This window comes from Corynebacterium stationis, assembly GCF_001941345.1.
GTDB classification, from domain to species: domain Bacteria; phylum Actinomycetota; class Actinomycetes; order Mycobacteriales; family Mycobacteriaceae; genus Corynebacterium; species Corynebacterium stationis.
In genome coordinates this window covers 2,231,461-2,255,890 of record NZ_CP009251.1, presented here as the reverse complement: position 1 = coordinate 2,255,890, position 24,430 = coordinate 2,231,461, and the positions used below count along the sequence as shown (strand labels likewise).

The following is a 24,430-nucleotide window of genomic DNA, read 5'->3' as shown; positions in this document are numbered from 1 at the left end:
GGAGACGGTCGCTTTATATTGTTGCCGGGCGTCTCGGAGAATCCTCGAATGTCCCCGAAAGTATCCTATGAGCGCTGAAAAACATCTTTGCGCTCGTATAACGTTGGGGATAGCAAGAGATGGACTGTCTCGGGCCTAATCTTTGGGAGTAAAATCATGCAAAGGATTCTCACATCGGTAATGACGATTGCAGTAGCCGTAACACTAGGCAGTTCTGGGGTAGCGGCACGAGATATTTTCGATGGGGGCCGTCTCGGGGGAATCTCTTCACAACTCGATTTACCTGTATTGTCCAAGGTAAACGGAAATCTCAAGGAAAATGCTACTCCTGTGGATCTCGAGAAATTTGCCGGAACATGGTTCCAAGTCGCAGCGATACCACAACCGTTTACGTTACAGTGTGCCCGCGACACTAAGGCTCAATATAAGGTCATTGAGGATTCTACTATTTCAGTGACTAACTCGTGTGAGACGTTTTTAGGCGACGATTCCGAGATTCGAGGAACTGCTAGTGTTCGCTCCGATGCATCGCTGCGGGTAAATTTTCCCGGGATACCGTTTCAAGATGCTAACGGACCCGTGAATTACCGCGTGACCTACTTGGAAGATGACTATTCTTTCGCAATCGTCGGAGATCCTCAGCGTTCGTCGGGTTTCGTACTGTCCCGTACGCCACAGATTGACGCCAACGGGTGGTCTCAAGCTCGAAAGATTATCGAATCACGTGGCTGGTGGTCATGCACGTTCTTAACCGTTCCTATGTCGGAAGGCCGAAAAGATGTAACGCCTCTATGCGCGCTTTAGTCGGGACGTAGTGATAGTTTAGTGGAACCTGCGTCCAGTTAGGGCCTAAAATCTGTACGATAGCGCCCTCGGCACCGTAATTTCGTGGAAAGTGGGTGTAGTGCCGCCCTATCGCTCTACTCGAACAGGTGAGGCTCGAGCCAGAGGTTGGAACACCATGTAAGCATAAGTGAAATCTTTCCTGTCATAGAAGAACCCAAGCTAGAGAGATAGTGACAACAGCACCGCTGAAGTAGTTCAATCCCAGAAACACGCGCCACGACGAGTTTGCTTGTTCACAGGTTTCATCGGTGATATTCCAATAACGTGCAGTGATAAGCACATAGCCAAGGGCAGCGATACCAACCAAAAGACCAGGCATCGGTAAGACGAACAAAATTATAGCTGTCATTAAATAAAGTACTGTCGAGATTCGCGACGTCAGACGCGCGCCTAGGACAGTAGCAGTAGAACTCAAACCAGCTTCCCTATCCGCGAGAATATCTTGCACGGCACCAAACGCATGGCTAGCCATTCCCCAGAGGAAGAAAGCTAGAACACTAAGAGTAAACCAAAGGGTCGTTGCGCCTCCGGTAATTGTGGCTCCCACGAGTGCCGGCCCGGTGAAATGAGCCGAAGACGTAACAGAATCTAGTACAGGGCGTTCTTTAAATCTAAGATGCGGGGCGGAATACGCAACGAGGGCGAACATAGTCACCGTCAACCATAATGCCGACACCCACGTTCCTGCAGCGAATAGGATTATGAGAAACGGGGCTGTCGTAAGAAAGGAAGCCCACAACAACGGGGAGTGCATTGATCGGGGGAGCACGGCTCCTTCGATCCCACCCTTTCGCGGATTTCGAATGTCGGATTCATAGTCAAAGACGTCGTTTATCCCGTACAGCGCGATGTTGTAGGGAATGAGGAAAAAGATGACACCGATTGCCCACAAGATATCGAGGCTTCCCCCGCTAATAAGGTACGCGAGCCCGTACGGGAAAGCAGTATTTACCCAGCTTATGGGACGGGAAGCAGTGAAAATTCCGCGTAAAATTTGATTCATCTTTTCTCCCCTTCATGTGGCCACCAGGCTGTCACTAAAAGCACCACGAAGAGGGGATAGAAGAAATCTTCGATAGGCACTAGGCCAACCTTCAATCCGAGGTTTTCTGCTTCTCCGTAGCCGACTAAGTCCGCGAAAATCATAAGGTTATCGAAAATGGCCGTGAGAATCAGTAGGAGCCCAGCTGCCGTGAGTGTAACGCGTACCTGCTGCTTGGAGGTCTTTCGTCGCTGCACCCACACCATCGCAGAGAGAATAAGGAAAGGAACACTTATAAGCAGATACGTCACAGCTTTGTGGGTCCTTTCATCGCGGCACGCGTAAACGACACGATGTTGATTGTCAGATAAGTGAGAAAGAAAAGAAAGAAAGGTTCTTCGAGCGGTAGTTCCGGGGCTAGTTCTATACCCGTCATGTAAGCCGAACTTCCGCGATAAAAGGTTCCCGAAGCAATACCAGCGAAGTCCCAAATTATTAAAAGCGTCACGGAAATTAAACAAAGAAGAGCTGCTCGTTTAAAATCTCTGAAAAATGCTAATTTCCACCGTAGATCACATAAGACCATGCAAAAGGTGAAAACGACTAGAAGTAGTAGATACAAAAAATTCAATTAGCACACCTTCTTGACTGAGCTTCGGATCCATTCAGCCACATCTAATAAATTTGCGGTCACGTCTCGCGGCAAATGTGCAAACTTGATCAATCTTTGTGCTTCATCAATATGGGCGTTGCATTCGGCCGCTACACGTGAGAGAGCCTGGAATGATGCGAGCGTAGTGCGATTATTAGCGGCGTCCACCTCAGCATCATCAATGTCATTCGCGGCTTGGAAAGCCGCTCCTAGTTCTCGGGCGATCGGGTCGGTCAAAGCTGGGTTTCTTCCGACAGCCAAGGAACCAAGATATAAAGGACAAGCGAATGTATAATCGGCGGTTTTTAGCGCGTTGGCATACCGGATCTGTTGAGGAGCGGGACAGGAGCTTGCGCTGTTTTCGACATCCAAAAGCTCACCCGTGATGGTGACGGAGCATGACTGCGTCAAACGTTTCAGCGCGGAGCGCACGAGAGAATCACCGAGCTGGGACGTAGCCAACAAATCAAATGCCCGCGCGATTCCTAGATCGCCGGCAAGGATAGCCACAGAATAACCGACGTGAGGGCTCTTCGCACCGAGTTTCGGGTCTTTATGCAGTGCGGGTTGTCCTCGACGCACGTCGTCTCGATCAATGAGGTCGTCATGAATGAGAAAGGAGCCGTGCAACAGATCGATGCACGCACCGAATACTACCGCTGCTTCCCTCGCTGTGCCTTCGACTTGGCCAGCCGCAATGTGTACCAGCCGTGAACGAATATGCTTTCCCATGAGTGCATAGCGGGATAGGCCAGCCAGTGTGACATTAAACAATGTCGAATCAAAGTCTTCGTGACTTTCTAAAAACTCGGACAGCACTGAGAGTGATTCTTTAACACGCTCGTCCAACCAGAGAGCGTTCATCGGGAGCGCCGTTCGGCTAATCGACGGTGGGGAGGGCTATTCTTCCAATTCAGGAAAATAGTATAAAATCCGCGCCGGAATCTATTGATGAACTGCCGTATCCCATGCAAGGGCCTAGGGTCAGTGTCGAGGGTAAGATCTTTCTGTAACCAAACTGTCTCGTCTGGTCTGACTGCGAACGATAAATGCATGTCATCGTGAACCAGAGAATTATTGAAATCTATGCTTTCGCGTACTTGTTCCCACCAGCACCTTGGAATGGAAAAGTTAGTGCCGAATAACGGCTGGTGTCCTAAAGTCGAGCGTACCGCCGCACGGTACGCGCCTAGGTATAATCGGCTGTACAAGTCTGCTTTGCGCCCCGGGAGCATGAATCGCGCGGACCCCGTTACCCCGACTACTTTCTTGCCTGAAGACTCAGCCGCATTCGTCCAGATTTGGTGAACACGCTCTATGAAGTCTGGTTTCAAAACTACATCGGCATCTAGGCGAAGTATGATGTCGCTTTTAGCTAAATCGAACCCCGTAGCGGTCGCTCTTAGAACGCCGATTCTATCCTCGTTTACGACCTGGGCTCCAAACTTCTCCCCGATTGTTTTTGTGTCATCGGCCGAAGCATTGTTAACAACTATGATTTCGTCGGCTTTTACTGTTTGCTTAGCAAGGCTTTCAAGTGCCTCGGCCAGTAATGCACCATCGTTTTTGCAAGGGATTACCACACTTATACTTTTTTTCATTTGCGGTTGTTCCCATCTAGACGTTTAGCATTGGAGTAATTAGCTTTCTATGACGTGGAAAATAAGCGACTTCCCAGAGACAAGGGATAAGCAACTTTCTTGAGGTACTGTCCACGGCTTTAGGTTCGCCTTGCAGGATAAGCTATGGAAGTCTCGGAAACGGCTTGATACAGTTCCGAAAAGGGAACTCAATGTTACTAGGATGGCTCAACATCGGTGCCGTTTAACTCGCTGACTATGACTAGCAGTGGAGACGACGGAAGGGTAATTTTTCCTCCGTTTCTGTTGATTAAACTGATTAATTGAATGTCAAATTCGCGGAACATCCGAGAAGCTTAAAACTCCGGCCCAGAGAAGTTCGGCCAAATGTTCTTACCTAACAGTACCAAAGGGAGTGTCTGCCTAGCTTGAGATTTTCGGAAAGATTCCTCATGCCCTACGCAATCGTGTCGATCCTGACTGAGCTTCCACAGGGAAAATTATTCTTCACGCAGTCGGATGAGAACGTTTTCCGCTGAAATAAGGCAAAGTGGTACTCCGACCCCTGGGACGGTGGTTGCTCCAGCATAGTAAAGCCCTGCTATCTTCTTCGACTTATTGCTTCCCCGCAAAAATGCGGATTGTTTGAGCGAATGACTCGGTCCGATCGAACCGCCACTCCAAGCGTGGTAATCTCGGGCGAAGTCTGCGGGGCCTAGAATATGTTGGAAGGCAATGCGAGAAGCGAGATCAGGAATTTCCGCCCGTTCAGAAATTAGCCGCAGGGCCTCTTCTGCGACTTCCTCCTCGCGCTCGAACGCGGGGTCAGCCTTAACCGGGACTAGAACGAAAAGATTTTCATGACCAGCTGGGGCTACTTCGGGATCCGTCGCAGAGGGTTTAGACACATAGATCGACTGGGACCAACCGGTGTCCTCGAAAACTGCGTCAAAATCTACCGTCCAGTTCTCGCTGAAAAAAAGATTGTGATGGGCTAGTTGGGGTAATTCCCCGCTGATACCCAGCATTAGAAGTACAGTTCCCAAGCCAGGGCTGCGTTTGTCGAACCAGTTTTCGGAATAAGAACGTAGGTTTTCCGGTAAAAGCTGGGTTTCGGTGTGGTGTAGATCAGCGCAGCTGACCACGACATCAGCCTGCAAACGCTCTTCCGACAGGACGATACCTGTCGCTCGGCCGTCGGACGTCGTGATGGATGAGACAGGCGAGGAAAAACGGAATTTAACACCATTATCGAGGGCGAGCTTGTACAAGACTTTCATCACTGCGTGGAAGCCGCCGATAGGGTAGCTCACACCTTGAGTTAAATCAGTATGACTCATTAGATGATAGAGCGCAGGTGTTTTTTCAGGGCGGGAAGACAAGAAAACTGCAGGGTAAGCAAGTATTTGGCGCAAGCGAGTGTCAGTGAATCTCTTGGCCACATACTTATCGAGTGACGTCGTTAGCAAGCTTATAAGGAAGGCGAGATTGGTTAAAATATCACGGCGGAGGAAAACTAGCGGGGAGGAAAACGTTGTATAAAGGAAGTGGTCAAGAGCAGTCCGGTAGGCAAATTCAGCGCTATCTAGATAGGCTTCTAGTTGTTTTCCAGCGCCTTCCTCAATGGACTCAAAAAGCTTTACAACATTTTCCCTGCCAGCTGGGATGTCTAGAGGAGGGTGGTGCTCTGGGAAGACCCTATAAGCGGGTTCGCTCAACCGAACTACGTCGAGTACATCCTTGGTCGAGGTGCCCATTTGTTGGAAAAAATGCTCGAAAGCATCAGGCATGAGATACCAGGAGGGACCCGTATCCCATCGAAAGCCTTGAGCTTCTAAATTCCCCGCTCTTCCTCCGAAAGTAGCATTTTTCTCCACCACCGTGACTTGGTAGCCATTACGGGCTAGTAAGCCAGCCGTCGCGAGACCAGCGACCCCGGCGCCGATAATTATCACAGTAGTTTTCACTTATTGTTCCCTTTCAATGCTGTGACAGCTGCGCGTACCGCAATTCCGAGCTTCTTCCGGCGTGGAACACTAATTCGCGTCTTATCCGATCGGCTATCTGCCAATTGTGATGTTAGTTCTTCGAATATGCCGGTCGCAGCTAATACTCCTGCTCGAGCTCTCAAAGGAAGCCCCGGGATGACGGTCCGAGCGATTTCGATGTCATCTCGGATATCGGACAGAATAGCTTCGAGAGTAGTTCCCTCGGGAAAGTACTCTCTTCCTAGGATTTCAAAATCTTCGTGCCGGTCTCTAAGGAAATTGATCTTCTGAAACGCGGCACCAAGGTGTCTTGCTCCTGCATCGAGCTGTTCTCTTTCCTTCGCGCCAGTTTTTCTATCTGCGAGAAACACATCCAGGCACAGCAATCCAATGACTTCCGCTGAGCCGTAGACATATGAATCAAAGCTAGCAGCATCATGAGCGGAGGAATCCAAGTCGCGGCGCATGGATGTGAAAAATGCTCTGAGGTGCTCGTCTTTGAAATTGCAGCGCCGTGCAGTCATGGCAAAAGCATGCATGACAGGGTCCGTATGAAATTTTTGTTCTGCTGCCTTTCGAACCTGTTCCTCGTACTCGTTGAGTAGCTTGGCCGGATTGGCGCCGACTTCAAGTGCAGTGCCATCGACAATTTCGTCCGCTATACGGACAACTGCGTAAAGATGGCGGATATCTGTTCGGGCGGGTTCAGCTAGCAGGCGCGTTGCAAGCGAGAAACTGGAGGAATATCCCGAGATAATTTTGCCAGACGCACGACGAGCAGTCTTATCGTAGGTCTCAATCAGCGCGCGCCTCGTGGGTGAATTCATGAAAGCGCTCCTTGGCGGGTAAATACTTAGTATCATAGGAGATCGTACAGGAAGACATGCCTGCTAGACCTATTGTTTGTGCCCTTTCGATCAACTTTTGGTGCGCTCAGTGTTGTGCTTATTTCGGTTAGGCATCCTCACGGCACCAGGAGTCCAGGAGAGGGTCTTCTGCATCTTTCCTAACGCTATGTGCCTCAATTGACGCGTATTCCCCTAGTAATTCGCGACGGTGCCGCCCGGCTTCGCCTTCGTTAGGAAGACTTGGGCGCACGCTGTTTAAAACCTCCTCACCGTGGGGGAAGGGCGGCAACAAAGGGATGTTGGGATCGTAGCGCACAGCTATAACCACCGGAATATCGACTTCGAAGGCTGCATCAATCAATTGGCCAAGGCAAGTGGCATCACGAAGAGTCATACCAAGGCAACCCAAGTGTTCGATATAGTCTGGATAATCGAAATGAGGGACAGACTGGGAGGGATCGAACCGAGGATCAGACTCTTATTCACGCTGCTCCCAGCTAACCTCAGCGAGGTGCCAGCCGTGGGGGGACAATGAGAATTAGTTGAGGATTGGGACAAGTACGCCGACGGGCGTCGACGGTGATGAGCAAGTTGATTCTCAATATTTACATGGCGCAGACACTTGGCAGCGCCACCACTGGACATCGCGGATCCACGTCCTGCACGCTATCGCGGAGGGCACGGTACAAACCATCAATGCCAATGCAGAAGACAGGTGAGCGGGCATTTCTGAAAGTAGAGTCAGTCGTTTTACATAAGGATAGATACCGCTTCCTACATCGATTGCTATCTGGGTATTATTGGGGATCCATTCAGAAAGAGGTCGAACGACGAGCTCTGGGTTTGGGGCTTCGGTGATTCCTCGGAACGGAGCCGGGTGATATCTCAGCCCTGTTCTACCATCTTCTGTACCGTTGAACGCCATGTCGACGGCGCGCGCTTCGGCAGTCGCTCTAACCGGGCACGGCTGAAAGGCCCAGTGTCTCCGACTAATCCGACAGCAACAGGGTAGCGGTTGCCAATCATCGCATGATCTACACCGAATTGCACTGCCTTGGCTCGACGCGGAATGAAACGCGGTCCACGGGTCCTTGGGCTCAATTATGACGAGGGTGTCGAGGTCTTGGAGTACCTGCGCCTAGCTGGCACCCCGACCGACGAAAAAGGGTAACTTCGTAACTCGGGCGAGAACTTCGACCGTCAGGTTGAGACCTATGCTTTGAGGATGCATGTGCCGGAAGCCCAGCCCGGGCCGTCACGACCCCACTATGGCATTGCCCGAGATGAGGTTCTTCAGCATGCTGTACATCATGCGGCAAAATAACTACGCCTGGTTTACGGTTCGCCAGCGCGGAGCGAAAGCGCGACCCAGCACCATCGGCAATTGCTCGGGGGAGACCACCGACCATACGACCGGGGAAGCGACGCCAGTGAAGGGGTTTTGCAGATCATTTTCCTACTGGTAACTGAAGCCGAGCACTGAGCGATGTTGCTGGGCTACGAGCGCTACGACGGGGCGCAGTCTAGCTTGGCATCGTAGAGCCCGGTCAGTAGCTGTACCGCGCCTGATCTTGGTGTCGAAGTGACCCCCGACGCCACCGCCGTATTTAGGCTCTCCTACTGCCATTCATGCTCCGCCCTTCTCATGGCGAGAGGAGATGAACTCAGGAGCCTGTTCAGCGCGGCGGAACAGGCCGAGTAAAGGTTTATTACCGTCGCCAGCATAGGCGTAAACCCGGATTGCGTCCCAAGTCCGTAGCCAATCAACGATAAGATCGGCTACGGTTCTAGCGGACATTGTGGAGAATTTCTATCAATCGAGTGGGGAACCCGCAGTGACTTCTTCGGCGGAGTGTGGATCTAGCACGACCTTAATGCAGCCGTCTTCCTTCTTCTGGAACTTCTCATAAGCCGCTGGGGCGTCGATAAGTGGGACGCGGTGTGTGACCAAGTCATCTACGCCTAGCGGATCAGCCGAATCCTCCACTAGCGGTAAAAGGTCGTCGATCCACCTTTTCACGTTGCACTGGCCCATACGGAGTTGAATTTGTTTGTCGAAGAGCTTAAGCAACGGCATCGGACTAGCTTGTCCGCCGTAGACTCCGGAGAGGGAAATGGTTCCCCCGCGGCGTACCAAGTCGATAGCTGAATGCACGGCAGAGAGACGATCCAAGCCGGCGTGTTCCATCATCTTTCGACCGACAGCATCCGGCAACGCTCCGACGGCCTGGTGAGCAAGTTTGCCGACAGGGGAACCGTGAGCTTCCATCCCTACCGCATCAACTACAGAATCAGGGCCGCGGCCCTCAGTGGCGTCTCGGATGGCAGCATTAGTATCTTCATTGAAATCGAATACTTCGATGCCATGGCGTGCAGCCATTTCACGGCGCTCGGGAACCGGATCGATGCCAAAAACTCGCGCACCCAAATGCCGCCCGATGCGGGCCGACATTTGTCCGATAGGCCCTAATCCGAAAACCGCGAGTGTATCTCCTTCACGTACACCGGCGTACTTCACGGCTTGCCATGCAGTTGGCAGGACATCGCTGAGGAAGAGGTAGCGGTGGTCTGGCAGTTCGTTTCCAACTTTAATAGGGCCGAAATCGGCGTGCGGAACTCGGAGGTATTGTGCTTGCGCGCCGGGCACAGAACCATACAGACGGGAGTAGCCAAAAAGCTTCGCTCCAGAGCCCTGCTCAGTCACTTGGGTCGTTTCGCATTGCGAATACAATCCGCGTTTACACATCCAGCAGGTACCACAAGAGATAGTGAAAGGAATTACTACACGATCTCCCTCTTTCAGATGGGTTCCTGATCCTGCTTCGACGACTCTCCCCATCGGTTCATGACCTATGATGTCGCCAGGATCCATGAAAGGTCCAAGTACCTCATAGAGATGAAGGTCTGAACCGCAAATAGCAGTGGATGTCACCTCGATAATGGCATCCGTGGAGGTTTTAAGCTCCGGATCAGGTACGGTTTCTACACTTACATTTCGTTTTCCTTGCCAGGTCAACGCTTTCATTTTTTCTCCTTAGATGATTGAAGAATGGCTTAACTAGGTGAGCAGGTTTCGGCTATTGATTTTGCCACCAGTCAAGGATTCTGCGACTGCGATAGTAAAGCCGTATTGGACGGCTAAATCGGAAATCCGGTGGGGGATGTCAGTGAGAGCCAAGTTGATTAGTAGTTCTGAGGAGGATCGCTAGCTGGAAAAGACTCAAATTCCCATTCTTCCACCAGCTCTTCATCAGTGTAGGGGCCCGCGGAATCTATATCGCCACTTCCTCTCTTATTAGGATCGAGGTTCTCTTCTTCGGCCTTTTTCTTCGGGTCAGTCATGTCCTTCTCCTATTTTCAGGTCTGTCTGTTTGGTCTTTATAGGTTTTACGGGTTTCCAAGAATGCTCGCGACCGCGCATAAGCGTGTACTTCATCCAAAGCCACAAGCTGATCGTGGACCTTATCGCGAAGCTTTGTGAAGGGCACGGGATCCATGTCCATTTTTTCCGCGTAATCAATTAGAGTTTGCCAACCTCCCTCCTTGCCGACTACTGCGCTGCGCATCAGCTCAGTCTCGAGCAGCATTGTCATAGGAGAGCGGGTTACTGCCCGCCCGTTGCCCTTTAGCCTGCCTGCTTTTTCTGCGACGTTTGCCATGGCCTGCCGGTATGGCATCTGCTTGAGGCCTAGTTGTTGGATGAGATTTTTTAAGAACACTTGCTCCGTGCGGATTTCCACGGCCAAGGCAGAGAGCGTCGCGAACATGGGAGTGTCTACGTAGTCGTGTGCCATCCGGTTCATTCGTTCAACGCCGGCTGTTGCCCCGGTCAAGTGATCGGAGAGATATAACTGGAGGAGCTCCCGAGACATCTCCTCGGGAATCTCACCTGAGGGCACAGCAGGATCTCGGTCGCGAGGTCGCAGGGGTAAAGACGAAGTTCCTTGCCCGCTGCGTAGGGCACCAAGCAGTTCGCGCAGAGCATCGGCTGCACTGTGCTGTGGCCGCCAACCCAATTGGTTCACCGCGCGGGAGTTGTCCATCATTGGCACCTGCATTGCCATATCAATCCAGCCGGCGTCTGCGGCTAGCGTTCCAGCTTTATGGGCGGCGGCCACAGTCGCCCGCGCCACTGTGGGCGGAACCTCTATGAAGTGGCCGTGATCGATGATATCGGCAAAATCTTGCGGGTAGAGAATGTCGGGTGCGCAGACATTGAACGCTCCGCCAGCCTTTTTGACTACTGCCAATGCGTAGGCTTTGCCGAGGTCATCAGCATGCACCGCCTGAGCCGCTAAACCCTTAGGCAGGGGCAAAACAGGTGGTGTCATTTTCAGCGCTTGGTCGGGGATTGCGCTACCGATAAAGTAGCGTTGAATCTCGGCGGCGGCATCTGCCTGAAAAGTTAAACCGGGACGCAGCCGAGTGATGACGACATCAGGATGAAGCACGGAAAAATCATTGAGAACTCTTTCTTGGTCCGCCTTATCGGAGCTGTAGTGAGAGGACGTTATGCCAGTAGCTGGCCAATTCTCATCCCGTAGTGGCAGGGTTCCGTCTGTTTCACGGGTGGGGTCGGGAGAATAAGCTCCGACTGAGCTCGCGACCACTAAGTGTGGCACTCCAGCAGCAGCTATGGCCTCGGTGACGCGCCGGGTGCCTTCGACATTGACACGGTGGAGAAGCTCTCGGCGTTCATTGGGTTGAATCAGCCAGGCTAGGTGGATTACCGCGTCAGCTCCTCGGAAGATATCGGTTAATTCAGTGATGGCGTCGGTAGCGGTACTGGCTGCTGCAATATCGACGGTTTTCCACTCGCAGCCAGCATAAGGTTCCGAGTCGGTGTCCGGTAGACGCCGAGCGATACCGGTAATATGTGTGATTTCCGGTGTGGAGTGCAGTGCTTTGAGCACTGCGGTGCCGTGGTTCCCTGTGGCACCGGTAATTACGACTCGCATAATGCCCTCCTGAACGTATTTGTTGTGGGATGTGGATAGCGCGGTCGAGTATGACCTAGCCTACACTTTATGACTCTGCTGTGAGTACCTCCGTTGCTTCAGTGGAACGATCCATGACAGTCGTTGGCGCCTCCAGATGGACTGCTCCGCTTGGTAGGACGGCAGCTCCGCCATAGCGAGAAAGTACTTTCCATTGCGCTAGTACGTCTTCACCTGCGTGGTTTGCAGGTAGTTGAGACCAAAACTCGAAACCGCCGGCCTCGAGCAAGCATTCCCTATCAAACAGAACGCATCCGCCCACCCAAGCGATTTTGTACGCCAAGAATCCGTCGGGGCCGAAGTCTTGACGAGCTGCAAGGTGACAAAGATTGGCAGCATTGTGGAGTCGCCAACGTTCGTGGGCGGGGCCCGAATCTGGTACGGGTTCCGGGGCTACCCGGCTTTCCCATGGTTCGAAGGGCGCCCATTCAGCGGGCCGTTCGTCTTGGAGATACGACAGACCTTGAACAGCGGATCCAATAAAGCCCCCACCATATTGGTTTAGGGCCGAGAGCATTCGGCTCATGGTGCCAGGCTCCAGCCAAACATCACTGTCGAGGAAAAGGACTAGTGGAGCATTACTGAGCTGAAGGAGATGGTGTCGTTGTTGTGCCAATCCGCGGCGGGGCAAGTTTCGTTCGCAACGAACCGTCCTTCCCTGTGCACGCAACACCCGAACCATCGCAACCACAGAAGAATCTTCCCAAATCGCGGTACCTGATTGGTCTGAGAGGATGATGTCGAAGTCTTGTTCCATTTGTGCGGCTAACCCCGATAAAGTCACAGCAAGTTCCGCTGGGCGCTCGAAACAGGGGATGAGCACCTCTAGGGGAACCACCTCGCTTTTGGAAGAATTGGGCGCGCCCCATTGGGAACTGTCACGCGCGGGCACGGTCTTCTCCTCTCGGTTGGCTCTGTTTCATGCGCTCCACTAAGGCACTTGTGGAGTGATCGGAGACATAATTCATTATCCGGACTTCGCCACCATAGGCTCGGACGACGGCAGTTTCAGTGAGCATTTCTGGGGTGTAGTCCCCACCCTTGACGTAGATGTCGGGCTGTAATTTCTCTATCAGCGGAATCGGAGTGTCGGTGGAAAATGCAGTTACGTAGTCCACCGAATTCAGTGCGGCGAGTACCCCTGCCCTGTCACTTAGGGGGTTTATAGGACGGCCCTCACCTTTGAGACGTCGCACTGAGTCGTCGTCGTTGACGGCTACTATTAGTATGTCTCCAAGTTGCGAAGCTTTATTGAGGTAAGAGATATGCCCGCGGTGCAGTACATCGAAGCAACCGTTGGATAGGATGATCCGTCGTCCCGCTTGTCGGTGAGCTGCGACCTTTTCCAGAAGCTCACTGGTGGAGGTTAGAGCGTCGGCGAAATCGTTGAGATGTGCCATGAGGTCTCTGGTAGAGCATAGGGAAGTACCGAGCCGATGTACCACAACGTCTGCAGCTGACTGAGCTAAATCGAGAGCGGTGTCGTCTGTGAGCCCGCTAGCCAAAGCGAGAGTCAGCGCTGCTACAAAAGTATCACCGGCTCCTGATGCCTGCTTCTCGGAAGCTGGATTGGCCCAAGTCCGGTGGATCACCCCTGAATCATTAAACAACACTGTGCCATCGCGGTCGAAGGTAACTACTACCCGAGCTGCTGCGGTCTGTTCGAGCAAGGCGTGAGCGAATTCGGCTACGCGTTCAACCCTTTCTTGCCCTGTCCCAAGCGTGGTTCCGATGATTATTTCAGCCTCTTGCTGGTTCGGTGTGATGAGATCAGGATGGGCTGCTGCCCAATGCCTAGGGTCATGAGCATCCACGACAGTTAGCGGGCGATCTGTCATTGCTCCTAGTCGGTGCGGTAGGTTGCTCTGGTGGACAGGGCCGTCGTAGTCGCAGATGATCAGAGCATCGGAATCCCAGGAAGCACTTAAAGCGTGCTCGCAAAGTTCCGCCAATAGTTCAGCTGGATAGTTTTGAGGGGTTTCATCGAGGCGAAAGAGTACCTGATCTCCGACCACCACCCGAGACTTGGTGGTGGTGGATACTGCTGGATTCAGCACAAGATGGGTGGTGTCAACACCTGCACAGGCCAGTAGTTTTTGAAGGCGATGCCCAGCAGCATCGTCCCCAGCTACACCTACTAGACGCACCCGCGCGCCGAGCGCAGCAAGGTTCATGGCGGTATTTGCAGCTCCGCCAGGGGCAAAATTCTCGTGGCTGCGGTCGACAACGGGAGCTGGCGCTTCTCGAGCTAACCGGTGGCTTGTACCGTATACCCAGGTATCAAGAATGACATCTCCGATGACGGTGATGGTTCGCGCTGAACTGGCTAGTTTTAGGGGAAGATCAGAAGCGAGGGTCACTTTACTACACCTCCGGGAAATTCTAGGTGAACCACTGAGGTAGTAGTCATTTCGTCGAGCAGCTCAGGGCCATAACCGAAACCATCGCCGGAGTCGCGGTGTGGTTGAGCAGATCCGCCCGGGGCACCTCCGAATACGTTGTTGACTTTCACAGTGCCGACTTGCAGGGTGTCGACGGCTTGTAGTGCCCGATCCAAGCGCTTAGTGAGAACCGTTGCAGCCAAGCCATAACGATCATTGTCGGCCAATTGCAGTCCTTCTTCAAAGGAATCGATGACAAAGACTGGGGCGACTGGACCGAAAGTCTCCTCTCTCATCACAGTCATCGCGGGTTGACAGTTACTGATTACCGTCGCAGGGTAGTGCGCTCCGGGGCCATCGGGGATTACACCGCCTGTGAGAAGCTGAGCTCCATCTCTCACGGCGGCGCTGACCTGATCATGGATTTGGCTGCGATGAGCCACGTCGACAACTGGCTGAGTGGTTCCCCAACGCTGGGCCTCGGAGATGAGGTGCTCGAGGAATTGTCCAGCAATAGCGCGGTCGACGAATACTCGCTCTACGGAAGTACAGATCTGACCGGCATTGACAAAGCAGCCAAGTGCTGTCTGTTGCGCCGCCCAAGCCGGATCAACTGTGTCATCGATTATTAAAGCGTCGTTTCCGCCGTTTTCCCGGATAACGTGTGCCCCAGTTTCGGTAGCCGCTGCGGCGATTTGAGCGCCAGTGGCGGTTGATCCAACATGGGCAAAGGCATCGACCCGGCTATCAGCTGTCAACAATTGCCCGACATCACCAGCGCCGATGAGGGTCGTTAGAACATCGGATGGCAGGACCTCGCTCAGAACTTCGCCTAGCTTTTTGCCGAGATGTGGATTGCGCTCACTCGGCTTGTGAACCACAGTATTGCCCGTTACGAGCGCTGCTCCGATTAGTCCCATAGCCACCGCTACCGGGTCATTCCACGGCGTCAGTGCTACGACAACCCCGCGAGGTCGCGTTACTGTGTAGTCAGCAGCAAGACTGTCACCGCGCAGACTGTGGCCTCGATGCAGCGGACCTAGTTCCGCGTATTGACGCAGCGTGGCGGCTCCGGCGTCGATGCCACCGTAGCAGTCTTTTAGAAGTTTTCCGGTTTCGCGATGGTTTAGGTTTGCGAGCTCGTCGGCTGCATCGGCAAGGGCATCGGCCATCGCGTGTAGATATTTACCACGTTTTTCTGCGGGAATGCCTGCCCACCTTGGTTGAGCAGCACGGGCGGACGTTACGCCTTCGACTACATCGTCGTAGTTTGCGCTTGTGACTTCGCCAATGAGCTCTCCGGTGGTGGGATCAGCTACGCTGAGATTTGCTGTTACCTGGTCGATAATGGTCATGGTGGTCCTCTCTAGATTCTTAAGAAGGTGGAAGTGTCGTGACAAATTGTGGGACGTTTGTAGGCGAGCAGGGAGATAAATTCACTGGTGTAGAACGCATCGCGGTGTTGCGAGGGGGAGGCCTGGGCGATGTTATGTTTTCCATGCCGGCGATCACGGCCCTAGCTGACGCCTATCCTGACGCATCGATAACCTTGCTGTGCACTCCAGCTGCTGTTTCCCTGCTGCAAGACCGTCCTGGCCCTGTGTCTGAGGTGGTCGAGCTTCCGATCTCGCAAGGGGTGCGCCCTGGTCGTGAGAATCCTTGGCAGATCGCGGAGTTTCTGAAAAGAATGAAAGAACGGCATTTCGATCTCGCTGTCCAGCTGCATGGGGGTGGGCGCTACTCCAATCCTTTCCTTCTGGAACTCGGCGCCCGTCACACGGTGGGGACGTGCACCCCGGATGCGGTTCCTTTGGAGCGCAACTTGCCTTACGTCTACTATCAACATGAAATGCTGCGTGCTCTGGAGGTCGTAGGATTGGCGGGTGCGGAGGTTCGTGACCTGGAACCCCGTATCGTCGCGCGCAGAACTGAGCGCGAGGTTGCTCGACAGTACCGAACAGGACAGCGCTTGTTGACGATCCACCCGGGAGCTACCGATCCCCGCAGACGCTGGCCCGTGGAGCGCTTTGCCGAGATCGCTCGTCGGGCTGTGGCCGCAGATTGGCAGGTGCTCGTCGTTGGAGATGCCGCAGATATGGAAGCTGCTGAACGGATTGCCCGTGATGCAGGGGGAAGATCCTTGGCTGGCTCTCTCACACTGTCGGAACTGGTCGGAGTACTTGCGGAATCTGACGTTGTATTGGGCAATGATAGCGGCCCTCGCCACCTTGCCCTTGCCGTAGGTACTCGCACGGTGGGGCTTTACTGGGTAGGTAACCTCATTAATGCTGGCCCGTTGGGACGAGGTAAACACCGAGTACAGTTGTCTTGGGTGACGAACTGTCCAGTCTGCGGCGTGGACGTAACCCAAGTCGGATGGACTGCCGAACGGTGTGATCATGATCCTTCCTTCCTGACTGGTATCGGGGTAGATGACGTTTGGGCCGATGTGCAAGCGTTGGCCGTCTAATTAAGGCCAAGAATCCTCCATTTCGTTGGCGATGAGCATTTCGCGAATCTCGACGTTCTCCGGTTGAGTCAGGGCGTAGAGCACCGCTTCAGCAACGCTTGCAGGTTCGTTGAGACGGGAGTTGTCCTGGGGCATATATTGCTCTGAGCGCCCGTCGAAGAATTTGGTATTCATCCCGCCGGGAATAAGGCAGGTTACGCCGATTTTTCCCTTTGTCTCCGCCGCTAGTGCCTGACTGAACCCGCGCACGGCGAACTTTGAGGCGCTATAGGCGGTGGCTCCTCCAGCACCCTTCAATGCCAAAGTAGAGGCCACCGTGACGACCCTCCCGTGGGATTTCTTAAGGTGAGGCAGGGCCGCTCTTGTGGCAGACACGGTTCCAAGCAAGTTGACGTTGAGAACCTGCTCCCATTGTTCCGCGCTGATTTCATCTAGTTCGCCTGGAATGTCCATACCTGCGGCGGCAATCAAAGCGTCGATTCCTCCTAACTCTTCGGCCACCTGGGTAATAGCGGTCTCCACTGCTGAGCGATCGGTTACGTCTACTTCGTAGGAGCGGTAGTCGTTGACATTCGAGATATCCCGGTCCAGGATGACTGCGGTACCGCCAGCGTTGGTGATAGCCGAGGCACAGGCCAAACCTAGGCCGGAGCCGCCGCCGGTGATCAAGATCTTTGCGTTCTTCAGTTGCATATGTATTCAGGTCCTTTGAAAAGTCGGTTTTATGAGTTAACGGTGTTGAGCGCCTGAACTAGGCGAGTGGTGGAGCGGGCCGGATGATAGGGGACAGTAACTGCCTCACCTCCCCAGCTGCGCATGAGCTCAGCTTCTGGAAGAGAGTCCATGTCGTAGTCGCCACCTTTGACCCAAAGGTCTGGGCGAAGCTGCTGGAGTACAGCCTCCGGAGTGTCTTCGTCAAAGACTATGACCGCATCGACGCACTCTAGTGACTCCAACAGCTCCACTCGATCCTCCTGGGCGACAATTGGACGCTCTGGTCCCTTGAGTCGGCTTACAGATCGGTCAGAGTTTAAACAGACAATAAGCATGTCCCCTAACCGACGTGCTGCCTGTAGGGTTCGGGCGTGACCAGCGTGTAGAAGATCGAAGCAACCTCCGGTCGCTACGATGGTCCCTTCTCTCTTACGAACTTCCGCGATTCGAGCATCGAGATCATCGAACGGCAATTTGCTATGGCTCTCTTCTCCCAAAGCAGCAACCCCGCCGCGTGATAAGAAGGTTCCTGCTTCCTGCACAGCAGCATCTACCGCAGTTGCTAACGGCGAGCCTGCGGCCAAGCGAGCTGTTAATGCTCCTGCGAAACGGTCTCCTGCGCCGCAAGCGTCACTGTTAGGACTGGCGATGGCTGGAACGTATTGGGGTAGATCATCACGATTGAATATTGCTGCTCCCTTTGCCCCAAGCGTGACGATAACCGAGCAAGCAGGCCACTGTTCGAGTAACGCAGCAGCTGCCTGCGACAGCCCTCGGTGTTCTCCGGTATCTTTACCCACTACCGCTCTCAGCTCCGTCAGGTTCGGGGTGACCGCTGTAACACCTTCCACTGGGACGGCACCGTTCGGGTGCGGATCCCAGACTACGGGGATTTTCGCGGCGACCTCTTGCAATACTGCACGCAAGCTTGGATCAAAGGTCAATCCGCGACCATAATCAGAAACCAGGACGGCGCCGGCGGAGCGAACTGCAGCGAGCATTTTCTCAGTCACTGGAGAAGGAACGGTAGGCGAGCAATTATGATCCATCCGCGTAACAACGTGTCCCTCCGCTAACAGGCGCTTTTTCACGGGCGTGGGATGACCGGAGCTTCCGGTTACAAGTGTTACTCCTTCGAGTGTTTCGGTCAGCTGATCGGAATACTCGTCATCGCTAACAAGAGTGACCAATGTAGTGGCTATTCCTGACTCCTTGAGCAAAAGGGCTGTCAGTCCTGCTCCGCCTGGCCGTGGAGTCTCCTTGAGTACATCAATGACTGGCACGGGGCCATCGGGAGAAAGCCGGCGGGCCGTGCCGACGGTGTCGATATCAAGCAGGACATCTCCTACGACTACTACCTCTACTGTTGTGTTCATTTCTAAACCTCCTGGAAGCTAGTTTGCGCGGCATGAGCTACCTCGGCGTCGAATACTCGACAGATGCTGTGAACCGCCATGAGATGAGCTTCTTGCACGTTGGGGGATTCAGCATCGATCATGATGGCCTCGTCGCAGAGCTCAGCTAATGGGTTTGGACCCGGGCCTGTCAGAGCCCAGACTCGAAGACCTTTCTTTGTAGCGGTTTCAGCTGCACGCAGTAGATTCGGGCTGTTACCACTAGTGCTTAGTAGCAACAGCACGTCGCCTTTACGAGCATGCCCTTCGAGTTGGCGTGCGAAGACGTGTTCGTAGCCGTAATCGTTACTGATCGCGGTAACCGCTGAAGAGTCAGTGTGCAGTGCAATTGCAGAGTATGCTGGACGCTCATCCTGAAACCGCCCCACCAGTTCAGCACTTAGGTGTTGGGCTTCAGCAGCAGAGCCCCCATTTCCAGCAGTAAACAATTTACCGCCAGCGCCGAGCGTGCTGGCCAGTTCTCGACCCCATTGGGCGAGCAACCCTGACTGGTTCCGCAGCGAGCTAACAGCAGTGGATACCCCATCTAGGTGGGCGGCAATATCTGCATGGCTCGCGCTGCTCGCGCTCAACATCGGTGTGCCCTTAATTAGGCTTTGATAAGCAGCCTCGGTGGATTTGGCGACAACGGGCCAGGAGTAGAGCGAGCGAGCGCGACGAACGCCGTGTGCTCCCATCAGTGCAATACGCGCGGGATCTTGCAGTATCTCCGCCGCGGCTGCGGCAATGGCAGCTGGATCCTGTGGAGGAACGTGTATTCCTGTTGCGTCATCGACCACCGTGTCTGCTAGGCCGCCAACTTTCGCGGCTAGAACCGGGACACCGCATGCCATTGCCTCCAGTGGCACGATGCCAAAAGGTTCGTACCAAGGGGTGCAGGCTACGATATCGGCACTGCGTAAAATAGAGGGGACTTCTTCCCGCGGTACTTGACCTCGGAAAATTACTCGGTCACTGACTCCGAGGTCGGAGGCAATTTTCCTCAATCGAACTGCTTCTGGATCAGACTCGAAACTTTTTTGTTCTCCACCGCCGATGATGTGAAGATCTACATCGTCGAAACCATGCTGGGCTAATAGTGGCAGAGCTCGGATTACCAGATCCATCCCTTTGCGTGGGACTAACCGCCCGACACAAACGATTCGTCGGCGGCCGCCAGTGGGCTCCATAGGTTTGTCCGGAGTGAACATTTCTAGGTCTACCCCGCACGGAATCACTGTAGTTTTTGCGGGGGAAATACCCATCGCTTCTAACTCTCGAACCTCATCATGGCAAGTAGCGATGATGTGGGTAGCCAACTGGCCTATTTGGGGCTCAATCCAGGCGCGCTCCACGGGGCTCGTGTCGGCCGATCCCTGGTAGCGGCGCTTGACCGTGCCTAATGCATGAAAGGTGTGCACGAGAGGTGTGCCTGCTAAGTCTGCGGAGTCCAAGGCAGTGCGAGCAGCTAAGCCAGACATCCAAAAGTGGGAGTGTACTACGTCTGGTACTACTTCAGGATGATCGCACCAGTAACGCGCAACTTCTCGACCGAAGCCGGGCATATACGGAAGAAATTCGTCCTTGGGCAGGGGACCGATTGGACCAGCGGTTACATGAACGACGGTGACACCGGGCTCGGCAATGACAGTTTCTGAAAGATCCGGACTATCCCGTCGGGTGAACACCGTTACTTGGTGACCTCGTGCGGCTAACGCTCGCGATAACGACGCGACATGAACATTCTGTCCGCCAGCGTCGACACCGCCCAACGCCGCAAGCGGGCTGGCATGTTCGGAGATCATAGAAATTTTCATAGTCAGTCCTTAAAATCATCGAGATGTGGGCAAGAAAAAGAAATCAAACGATGTCGGATAGTAAAGTGCTCCAATCCTGAAGGAACCTCTTCAGGCTGTACCGCTCAAGTACGAAGGACCTGGCGTTGGTACCCATCGTCCGAGCTAGCTCTGGATCGTCGATCAAACGTAAAGCGGCTTGGTGGAGATCCTCTACATGTGTGGATAGGAAACCAGTCTCGGCAGGGATCGCGCGGGTAGCCTCGGTGGTGGCCAATGCGAGCACTGGCATCCCTAGGTGCATGGCCTCCAAAAGAGAAAGACCTAGAGAGGTCCAGCGTACGGTGTGGAGGTAAATACGTTGCTTCGCCATCTCGTAGTGCAGTACCTCACGCTTGAGGTCTCCGTGAACATGGAGGGCATTTGACGATATTCCAGTAGCCTCATGGATTCTTTCGGTTCCCATTCCGAAAAGCTCCACGGGGGCAATCTTGGCGAAACCTGGGAGTAAATCTGTGCCGGTGACACGCCAGCGTCGGACGGGTTCGTTGCTGACTAGCGCAAAGTGGGGATTCTCTCCGGTGTAGAGATGCCCTGGGTCTCGGATTCCGTGTTCGATGACAGTATTCGGAGCTGAGCCATTATCCCAGAACAGCTGATTGAAATAAGTCACATGCACGATCGGTATTTCGGACTGATTTGCAAGTGGGTGCACGCTATCCGGTACATCTCCCCGAGGAGTGTTGTGCTCGACATATACCGCAGGTATATCTACACCTGGTTTTCTTCCGAGGAGCTGTTCGGCAGCGGCTAAATCCTCGGGTCGCTGCAGAATTACAACGTCCACTTCTTCCAATTCAGCACTGTGTGGAGCTACATCGCGCACTGTCGCTGGCCAGTCTCGGTCGGCTCGTCCCAGCCCCCAAGGTCCGCCCTCCGGCAATGCCGGCAGCAGATATTCGTGCGGGCCGTGGACAAATGCATCCGTCCAAGAGCCGTGCACGTGCCAAAGTAAAATTTTCATTGCTGTACCTACCTTTTTCGCATATTTAAGTGGCTTGCCTGTAGACGCTCGACGGCGTCAGCTACCTGAGTCGGGGTTACTGAAGCAAGACAGGGGTGGCCTGCGACAGGGCAATCACGAGCACGAGTGTTCTTGCACGCTGCTTCTTGATCTCCGAGTAACTCCACAGGTACGCCGTAAGGGGCCCAACGAATTGGCGGTACGACGGGAGAAAAAAGACTGACGACGGGCGTCCCAACTGCTGCTGCCAGGTGTGCGGGGCCAGTGTTTCCGGACACAACGACGTCGGCGCGTGCAAGCACCTCGGCGGTTTGACGAAGATCGGTCTTTCCACCCATATCTATCCCATGAATACCCGCAACCTGTGCTGTTAACTCCGTCTCGCCTTTGCCGCCAGTGACTATTACTTGGTGCCCTCGGCGGATCAACAACTCAACTGCAGCCGTGCTGCGGTCGGGAGGCCACATCCGAGCGGGTACTGCCGCGCCGGGGTGCACCACTATGTATTTGTCTGGAAGCGCAGAATTCAATGTTGTATCAAGACCGCTAACTCGGAGCCGGCCGTCATCGTCTGGCGGGAGGCGATAACCGGCAGCAGCGGCGATGCCAATGGCACGTTCTGTTTCGGGCTGATCTTCTGGAAAATCTTCTCCCGGTCGTAAGCGAACGTCGAGTAAGGAGCCAGCGAAATCGACGGAAGCACCCGTAATTCGTTTGACGCCGGACATACGCAGTATTAGCGCGAGAGGAAGGGGCGACTGATGAAAAGAAGTGAAGATGATTGCCTCATCGAAACCCTCTCGTTTTACGAATTGTTTGAGTATTTCGATGTGAAAGTCGTCTGCAGAAGGCGCGGGTACGACAGTCCAAGGGCTGGCCCAAGTGAATAGATCCGTTGGACCGGGCAGGAGCTCCGCTGCAGAGCGGCCCTGTGGACCACACAAGAGAGTCAGTTGGGTGACTTCCGGAGAGGCGGCTACAGCACGGATAGCAGGTCCTGTGACCAGTACATCTCCTGCGCTGTCGAGTCGAGCGACGAGTACTTTTCGCATCAGTGAACTCCCAACGCGACTTCAACGGCAGAAGTGAGATCGGAGGCGACGATAGGGGCGTCATCTACCTCGGACTGAAGGGTCACTTCTGTCGGGACTAGAATACCCCGACATCCCGCAGCCCTCGCCGCACCAATATCAGCGCCTATGTCCCCTACGAAAACCATCTTCTGCGGATCGACCCCTAGATGCTGGGCTGCAGAAAGCAACATTCCGGGCTCCGGTTTGCGGCAAGCGCATCCGTCGGAGTCGACGTGTGGGCAAATCTTCCATATGTCGAAATGGCCAAGAATTTCCGTGATACGTTGGTTCACCGACTGTACCTGCGAGTTAGTAATCAGGCCACGTCCGATGCCCGATTGATTACTGATTACGCCAACTGGGATGCCGTGTGCTCGGAGCATGTCCAAAGCGTCGCGCGCGCCCGGCATTGGGCGAACAAGAGCGGGGTCACCGTTATAGGGAACGTCTACGACAAGGGTATTATCGCGGTCGAATAGTACGGCAGAAGGTAGATGATAATCATGGATCAACCCACAGTGTTGGCACTTCGAGCCCTCAAACTCGGAGATTTGTTGGTAGCTGTTCCGGCTTTGCGGGGATTGCGTCAGGGGCTTCCGGATCATCGTCTCATTGTCGCGTGTGCCGAGTGGCTGCGCCCGTTGATCGATTTGATCGGCGTGGTCGATGAATTGTTGCCTACTCCTCATGGGTTGGATGCTCCCTTGGGTTTGCGGCCTGGTAGTGTCGATGTCGCTGTCAACTTGCATGGGAATGGCATTGATAGCCGGTCTCGGTTGGAGGCTCTGAGGCCGCGCCGTCGCATCGGTCACGCCGCCCCAGGGTGGGACGGACCTGCATGGAGGGACGATATTCACGAGCGTGAGCGATGGGTTCGGCTGCTCAACGCCCACGGCTTGCCGGGAGATCCTTTGGATCTCCGACTTCCTATTCCTGAAGCGGATATTCCCAAGAAAGCCGCGGTAGTTCATGTGGGTGCGGCCCACGCTAGCCGACATTGGCCCGTCGATAGATTCGCCCGAGTAGTGGAAGATTTGCTCGCTTCTGGGCACCGCGTGCTTCTCACTGGCGATAAGAAAGAACGTGAGCGTGCCCAGCGAGTGGCCGCTGAGGTGAGCGGTTCGCAGCCAGAGATTGTGGCGGGCAGATTGTCGTTGTTGGAGTTCTGTGCGGTGATCGCTCACGCAGAAATTGTTGTCTCTGCCGATACTGGAGCTGCTCACTTGGCCAGCGCTTTCGGGCGGCCGTCGGTGGTAATCTTCGGGCCTGCTTCCCCGGTGAACTGGGGTCCACCGCCTGGACCGCACCGCGTTCTTACTAATGCCGCGGTGAGACGCGGTGACGCTTTCGCGAAGGACCCTGACCCCGCGCTTTTGGCGGTGGAGGTAGTCCAGGTACTGGGTGCTATTAACGAGCTGCTGGAGGATAGCTAGGTGGACCGAACTCTTCATTCGAAAGACCTCCTTGTCTGTATCAATGGTTGTGTCGGTATCGAGCCAACTTCTTCGCTCTCCGAGGGAAAGCCCTGACTGCTTCTTCTTTAGCAAACGCCATAAAAGTAGAAGCTGCAACCGATATCGACATTCGTGCAGCTCACGGCGGGTGAGCTCAGCTGTCAATTTCACGCGAAGTGAAATGGGTGGTCGTTTCTTTGGCGATGTAATGTGGCACACCGCTTGTCTAGG

The 24,430-nt window shown here is 54.1% G+C and carries 26 protein-coding genes and 1 pseudogene; 4 read left to right on the top strand and 23 right to left on the bottom strand.

Annotation, left to right across the window (positions count from 1 at the left end; translation table 11 throughout):
• The first annotated feature begins 180 nt into the window (after positions 1 to 180).
• Positions 181 to 804, top strand: a complete 624-nt coding sequence (locus CSTAT_RS10480; RefSeq protein WP_244892836.1) for a lipocalin family protein — start codon at positions 181 to 183, stop codon at positions 802 to 804.
• Positions 805 to 988: 184 nt separating this feature from the next.
• On the opposite strand, the gene CSTAT_RS10475 is transcribed toward CSTAT_RS10480, so the two are convergent.
• From CSTAT_RS10475 to CSTAT_RS13525, 8 genes are all read right to left on the bottom strand, one after another.
• Positions 989 to 1,849 carry a prenyltransferase gene (locus CSTAT_RS10475; RefSeq protein ID WP_075723428.1) on the bottom strand — a complete coding sequence of 287 codons (861 nt, stop codon included), beginning with the start codon at positions 1,847 to 1,849 and terminating at the stop codon, positions 989 to 991.
• The gene (locus CSTAT_RS10470) at positions 1,846 to 2,139 is read right to left on the bottom strand and encodes a lycopene cyclase domain-containing protein (protein ID WP_066795972.1); all 294 of its coding nucleotides are present in this window, start codon (positions 2,137 to 2,139) and stop codon (positions 1,846 to 1,848) included. Before CSTAT_RS10470 ends, CSTAT_RS10475 begins: the two co-directional genes overlap by 4 nt.
• Complete coding sequence (locus CSTAT_RS10465; RefSeq protein ID WP_228385369.1) at positions 2,136 to 2,450, bottom strand: lycopene cyclase domain-containing protein; 315 nt, start codon at positions 2,448 to 2,450, stop codon at positions 2,136 to 2,138. The genes CSTAT_RS10470 and CSTAT_RS10465 overlap by 4 nt, the downstream gene beginning before the upstream one ends.
• 9 nt (positions 2,451 to 2,459) lie before the next feature.
• The gene (locus CSTAT_RS10460; protein ID WP_075723427.1) at positions 2,460 to 3,344 is read right to left on the bottom strand and encodes a polyprenyl synthetase family protein; all 885 of its coding nucleotides are present in this window, start codon (positions 3,342 to 3,344) and stop codon (positions 2,460 to 2,462) included.
• Positions 3,341 to 4,081, bottom strand: a complete 741-nt coding sequence (locus tag CSTAT_RS10455) for a glycosyltransferase family 2 protein (RefSeq protein WP_075723425.1) — start codon at positions 4,079 to 4,081, stop codon at positions 3,341 to 3,343. The genes CSTAT_RS10460 and CSTAT_RS10455 overlap by 4 nt, the downstream gene beginning before the upstream one ends.
• Before the next feature lie 479 nt (positions 4,082 to 4,560).
• On the bottom strand, positions 4,561 to 6,027 hold the full coding sequence (gene crtI / locus CSTAT_RS10450) for a phytoene desaturase family protein (protein WP_066795961.1): 1,467 nt from the start codon (positions 6,025 to 6,027) through the stop codon (positions 4,561 to 4,563).
• A complete protein-coding gene (locus CSTAT_RS10445; RefSeq protein WP_075723423.1) occupies positions 6,024 to 6,875 on the bottom strand; it encodes a phytoene/squalene synthase family protein in 852 nt (283 codons plus the stop codon). Before CSTAT_RS10445 ends, crtI begins: the two co-directional genes overlap by 4 nt.
• A 127-nt stretch (positions 6,876 to 7,002) precedes the next feature.
• Complete coding sequence (locus tag CSTAT_RS13525) at positions 7,003 to 7,290, bottom strand: hypothetical protein (RefSeq protein ID WP_156845122.1); 288 nt, start codon at positions 7,288 to 7,290, stop codon at positions 7,003 to 7,005.
• A gap of 148 nt (positions 7,291 to 7,438) precedes the next feature.
• Between CSTAT_RS13525 and CSTAT_RS13520 the strand changes: the two genes are divergently transcribed.
• A complete protein-coding gene (locus CSTAT_RS13520) occupies positions 7,439 to 7,615 on the top strand; it encodes a hypothetical protein (protein WP_156845121.1) in 177 nt (58 codons plus the stop codon).
• 166 nt (positions 7,616 to 7,781) lie between these two features.
• On the opposite strand, the gene CSTAT_RS13515 is transcribed toward CSTAT_RS13520, so the two are convergent.
• The 8 genes from CSTAT_RS13515 to CSTAT_RS10415 all read right to left on the bottom strand — a co-directional run bounded on the left by CSTAT_RS13515 (position 7,782) and on the right by CSTAT_RS10415 (position 15,629).
• Complete coding sequence (locus tag CSTAT_RS13515; protein WP_156845120.1) at positions 7,782 to 7,997, bottom strand: hypothetical protein; 216 nt, start codon at positions 7,995 to 7,997, stop codon at positions 7,782 to 7,784.
• 526 nt (positions 7,998 to 8,523) lie between these two features.
• Positions 8,524 to 8,694 carry a hypothetical protein gene (locus CSTAT_RS13865; RefSeq protein WP_244892835.1) on the bottom strand — a complete coding sequence of 57 codons (171 nt, stop codon included), beginning with the start codon at positions 8,692 to 8,694 and terminating at the stop codon, positions 8,524 to 8,526.
• Between the two features lie 15 nt (positions 8,695 to 8,709).
• Positions 8,710 to 9,921: a zinc-dependent alcohol dehydrogenase gene (locus tag CSTAT_RS10435; RefSeq protein ID WP_066795954.1), complete on the bottom strand. Its 1,212-nt coding sequence runs from the start codon at positions 9,919 to 9,921 to the stop codon at positions 8,710 to 8,712.
• A 158-nt stretch (positions 9,922 to 10,079) separates the two neighbouring features.
• A complete protein-coding gene (locus CSTAT_RS13510) occupies positions 10,080 to 10,238 on the bottom strand; it encodes a hypothetical protein (protein ID WP_153301089.1) in 159 nt (52 codons plus the stop codon).
• Positions 10,235 to 11,854 carry an NAD-dependent epimerase/dehydratase family protein gene (locus CSTAT_RS10430; protein WP_075723421.1) on the bottom strand — a complete coding sequence of 540 codons (1,620 nt, stop codon included), beginning with the start codon at positions 11,852 to 11,854 and terminating at the stop codon, positions 10,235 to 10,237. Before CSTAT_RS10430 ends, CSTAT_RS13510 begins: the two co-directional genes overlap by 4 nt.
• A gap of 67 nt (positions 11,855 to 11,921) precedes the next feature.
• Complete coding sequence (locus tag CSTAT_RS10425) at positions 11,922 to 12,716, bottom strand: glycosyltransferase family 2 protein (protein WP_272867675.1); 795 nt, start codon at positions 12,714 to 12,716, stop codon at positions 11,922 to 11,924.
• A 55-nt stretch (positions 12,717 to 12,771) separates the two neighbouring features.
• Positions 12,772 to 14,253, bottom strand: coding sequence for a D-glycero-beta-D-manno-heptose 1-phosphate adenylyltransferase (gene rfaE2, locus CSTAT_RS10420; RefSeq protein ID WP_244892834.1), 1,482 nt, complete (start codon positions 14,251 to 14,253; stop codon positions 12,772 to 12,774).
• Positions 14,250 to 15,629 carry an aldehyde dehydrogenase family protein gene (locus tag CSTAT_RS10415; RefSeq protein ID WP_075723417.1) on the bottom strand — a complete coding sequence of 460 codons (1,380 nt, stop codon included), beginning with the start codon at positions 15,627 to 15,629 and terminating at the stop codon, positions 14,250 to 14,252. Before CSTAT_RS10415 ends, rfaE2 (CSTAT_RS10420) begins: the two co-directional genes overlap by 4 nt.
• A gap of 38 nt (positions 15,630 to 15,667) precedes the next feature.
• On the opposite strand from CSTAT_RS10415, the gene CSTAT_RS10410 reads away from it, so the two are divergent.
• Positions 15,668 to 16,744: a glycosyltransferase family 9 protein gene (locus CSTAT_RS10410; protein WP_066795939.1), complete on the top strand. Its 1,077-nt coding sequence runs from the start codon at positions 15,668 to 15,670 to the stop codon at positions 16,742 to 16,744.
• Here CSTAT_RS10410 and CSTAT_RS10405 read toward each other — a convergent pair whose 3' ends face one another.
• From CSTAT_RS10405 to CSTAT_RS10380, 7 genes and pseudogenes are all read right to left on the bottom strand, one after another.
• Entirely contained in the window at positions 16,745 to 17,437 is a 693-nt protein-coding gene (locus tag CSTAT_RS10405; RefSeq protein ID WP_075723415.1) for an SDR family oxidoreductase, read from the bottom strand.
• Between the two features lie 29 nt (positions 17,438 to 17,466).
• Entirely contained in the window at positions 17,467 to 18,834 is a 1,368-nt protein-coding gene (gene rfaE2, locus CSTAT_RS10400) for a D-glycero-beta-D-manno-heptose 1-phosphate adenylyltransferase (RefSeq protein ID WP_075723413.1), read from the bottom strand.
• A gap of 2 nt (positions 18,835 to 18,836) precedes the next feature.
• Positions 18,837 to 19,448 (bottom strand): D-sedoheptulose-7-phosphate isomerase, encoded by a 612-nt coding sequence (locus CSTAT_RS14035; protein WP_473206067.1) that lies wholly within the window; start codon positions 19,446 to 19,448, stop codon positions 18,837 to 18,839.
• Positions 19,449 to 19,505: 57 nt separating this feature from the next.
• A pseudogene (locus CSTAT_RS14030) lies at positions 19,506 to 20,657 on the bottom strand (glycosyltransferase); the annotation flags it as partial.
• Between the two features lie 55 nt (positions 20,658 to 20,712).
• Entirely contained in the window at positions 20,713 to 21,672 is a 960-nt protein-coding gene (locus tag CSTAT_RS10390; protein ID WP_066795930.1) for a glycosyltransferase, read from the bottom strand.
• Positions 21,673 to 21,680: 8 nt separating this feature from the next.
• Positions 21,681 to 22,724, bottom strand: coding sequence for a glycosyltransferase family 9 protein (locus CSTAT_RS10385; protein ID WP_075723409.1), 1,044 nt, complete (start codon positions 22,722 to 22,724; stop codon positions 21,681 to 21,683).
• Positions 22,724 to 23,350: a D-glycero-alpha-D-manno-heptose-1,7-bisphosphate 7-phosphatase gene (locus CSTAT_RS10380; RefSeq protein WP_083640830.1), complete on the bottom strand. Its 627-nt coding sequence runs from the start codon at positions 23,348 to 23,350 to the stop codon at positions 22,724 to 22,726. The genes CSTAT_RS10385 and CSTAT_RS10380 overlap by 1 nt, the downstream gene beginning before the upstream one ends.
• Here CSTAT_RS10380 and CSTAT_RS10375 point away from each other — a divergent pair.
• Positions 23,249 to 24,178 carry a glycosyltransferase family 9 protein gene (locus CSTAT_RS10375; protein ID WP_197428180.1) on the top strand — a complete coding sequence of 310 codons (930 nt, stop codon included), beginning with the start codon at positions 23,249 to 23,251 and terminating at the stop codon, positions 24,176 to 24,178. The genes CSTAT_RS10380 and CSTAT_RS10375 overlap by 102 nt on opposite strands.
• The last annotated feature ends 252 nt before the right edge of the window (positions 24,179 to 24,430 follow it).

Bases quoted from the DNA above. Each gene is read 5' to 3' on its own strand.
- CSTAT_RS10480 (WP_244892836.1), top strand. From the start codon at position 181: ATGACGATTGCAGTAGCCGTAACACTAGGCAGTTCTGGGGTAGCGGCA.
- CSTAT_RS10475 (WP_075723428.1), bottom strand. From the start codon at position 1,849: ATGAATCAAATTTTACGCGGAATTTTCACTGCTTCCCGTCCCATAAGC.
- CSTAT_RS10460 (WP_075723427.1), bottom strand. From the start codon at position 3,344: ATGAACGCTCTCTGGTTGGACGAGCGTGTTAAAGAATCACTCTCAGTG.
- CSTAT_RS10455 (WP_075723425.1), bottom strand. From the start codon at position 4,081: ATGAAAAAAAGTATAAGTGTGGTAATCCCTTGCAAAAACGATGGTGCA.
- CSTAT_RS10445 (WP_075723423.1), bottom strand. From the start codon at position 6,875: ATGAATTCACCCACGAGGCGCGCGCTGATTGAGACCTACGATAAGACT.
- CSTAT_RS13525 (WP_156845122.1), bottom strand. From the start codon at position 7,290: ATGACTCTTCGTGATGCCACTTGCCTTGGCCAATTGATTGATGCAGCC.
- CSTAT_RS13865 (WP_244892835.1), bottom strand. From the start codon at position 8,694: ATGTCCGCTAGAACCGTAGCCGATCTTATCGTTGATTGGCTACGGACT.
- CSTAT_RS10435 (WP_066795954.1), bottom strand. From the start codon at position 9,921: ATGAAAGCGTTGACCTGGCAAGGAAAACGAAATGTAAGTGTAGAAACC.
- CSTAT_RS13510 (WP_153301089.1), bottom strand. From the start codon at position 10,238: ATGACTGACCCGAAGAAAAAGGCCGAAGAAGAGAACCTCGATCCTAAT.
- CSTAT_RS10430 (WP_075723421.1), bottom strand. From the start codon at position 11,854: ATGCGAGTCGTAATTACCGGTGCCACAGGGAACCACGGCACCGCAGTG.
- CSTAT_RS10415 (WP_075723417.1), bottom strand. From the start codon at position 15,629: ATGACCATTATCGACCAGGTAACAGCAAATCTCAGCGTAGCTGATCCC.
- CSTAT_RS10405 (WP_075723415.1), bottom strand. From the start codon at position 17,437: ATGCAACTGAAGAACGCAAAGATCTTGATCACCGGCGGCGGCTCCGGC.
- rfaE2 (WP_075723413.1), bottom strand. From the start codon at position 18,834: ATGAACACAACAGTAGAGGTAGTAGTCGTAGGAGATGTCCTGCTTGAT.
- CSTAT_RS14035 (WP_473206067.1), bottom strand. From the start codon at position 19,448: ATGTTGAGCGCGAGCAGCGCGAGCCATGCAGATATTGCCGCCCACCTA.
- CSTAT_RS10390 (WP_066795930.1), bottom strand. From the start codon at position 21,672: ATGAAAATTTTACTTTGGCACGTGCACGGCTCTTGGACGGATGCATTT.
- CSTAT_RS10385 (WP_075723409.1), bottom strand. From the start codon at position 22,724: ATGCGAAAAGTACTCGTCGCTCGACTCGACAGCGCAGGAGATGTACTG.
- CSTAT_RS10375 (WP_197428180.1), top strand. From the start codon at position 23,249: ATGGATCAACCCACAGTGTTGGCACTTCGAGCCCTCAAACTCGGAGAT.
- CSTAT_RS10380 (WP_083640830.1), bottom strand. From the start codon at position 23,350: ATGATCCGGAAGCCCCTGACGCAATCCCCGCAAAGCCGGAACAGCTAC.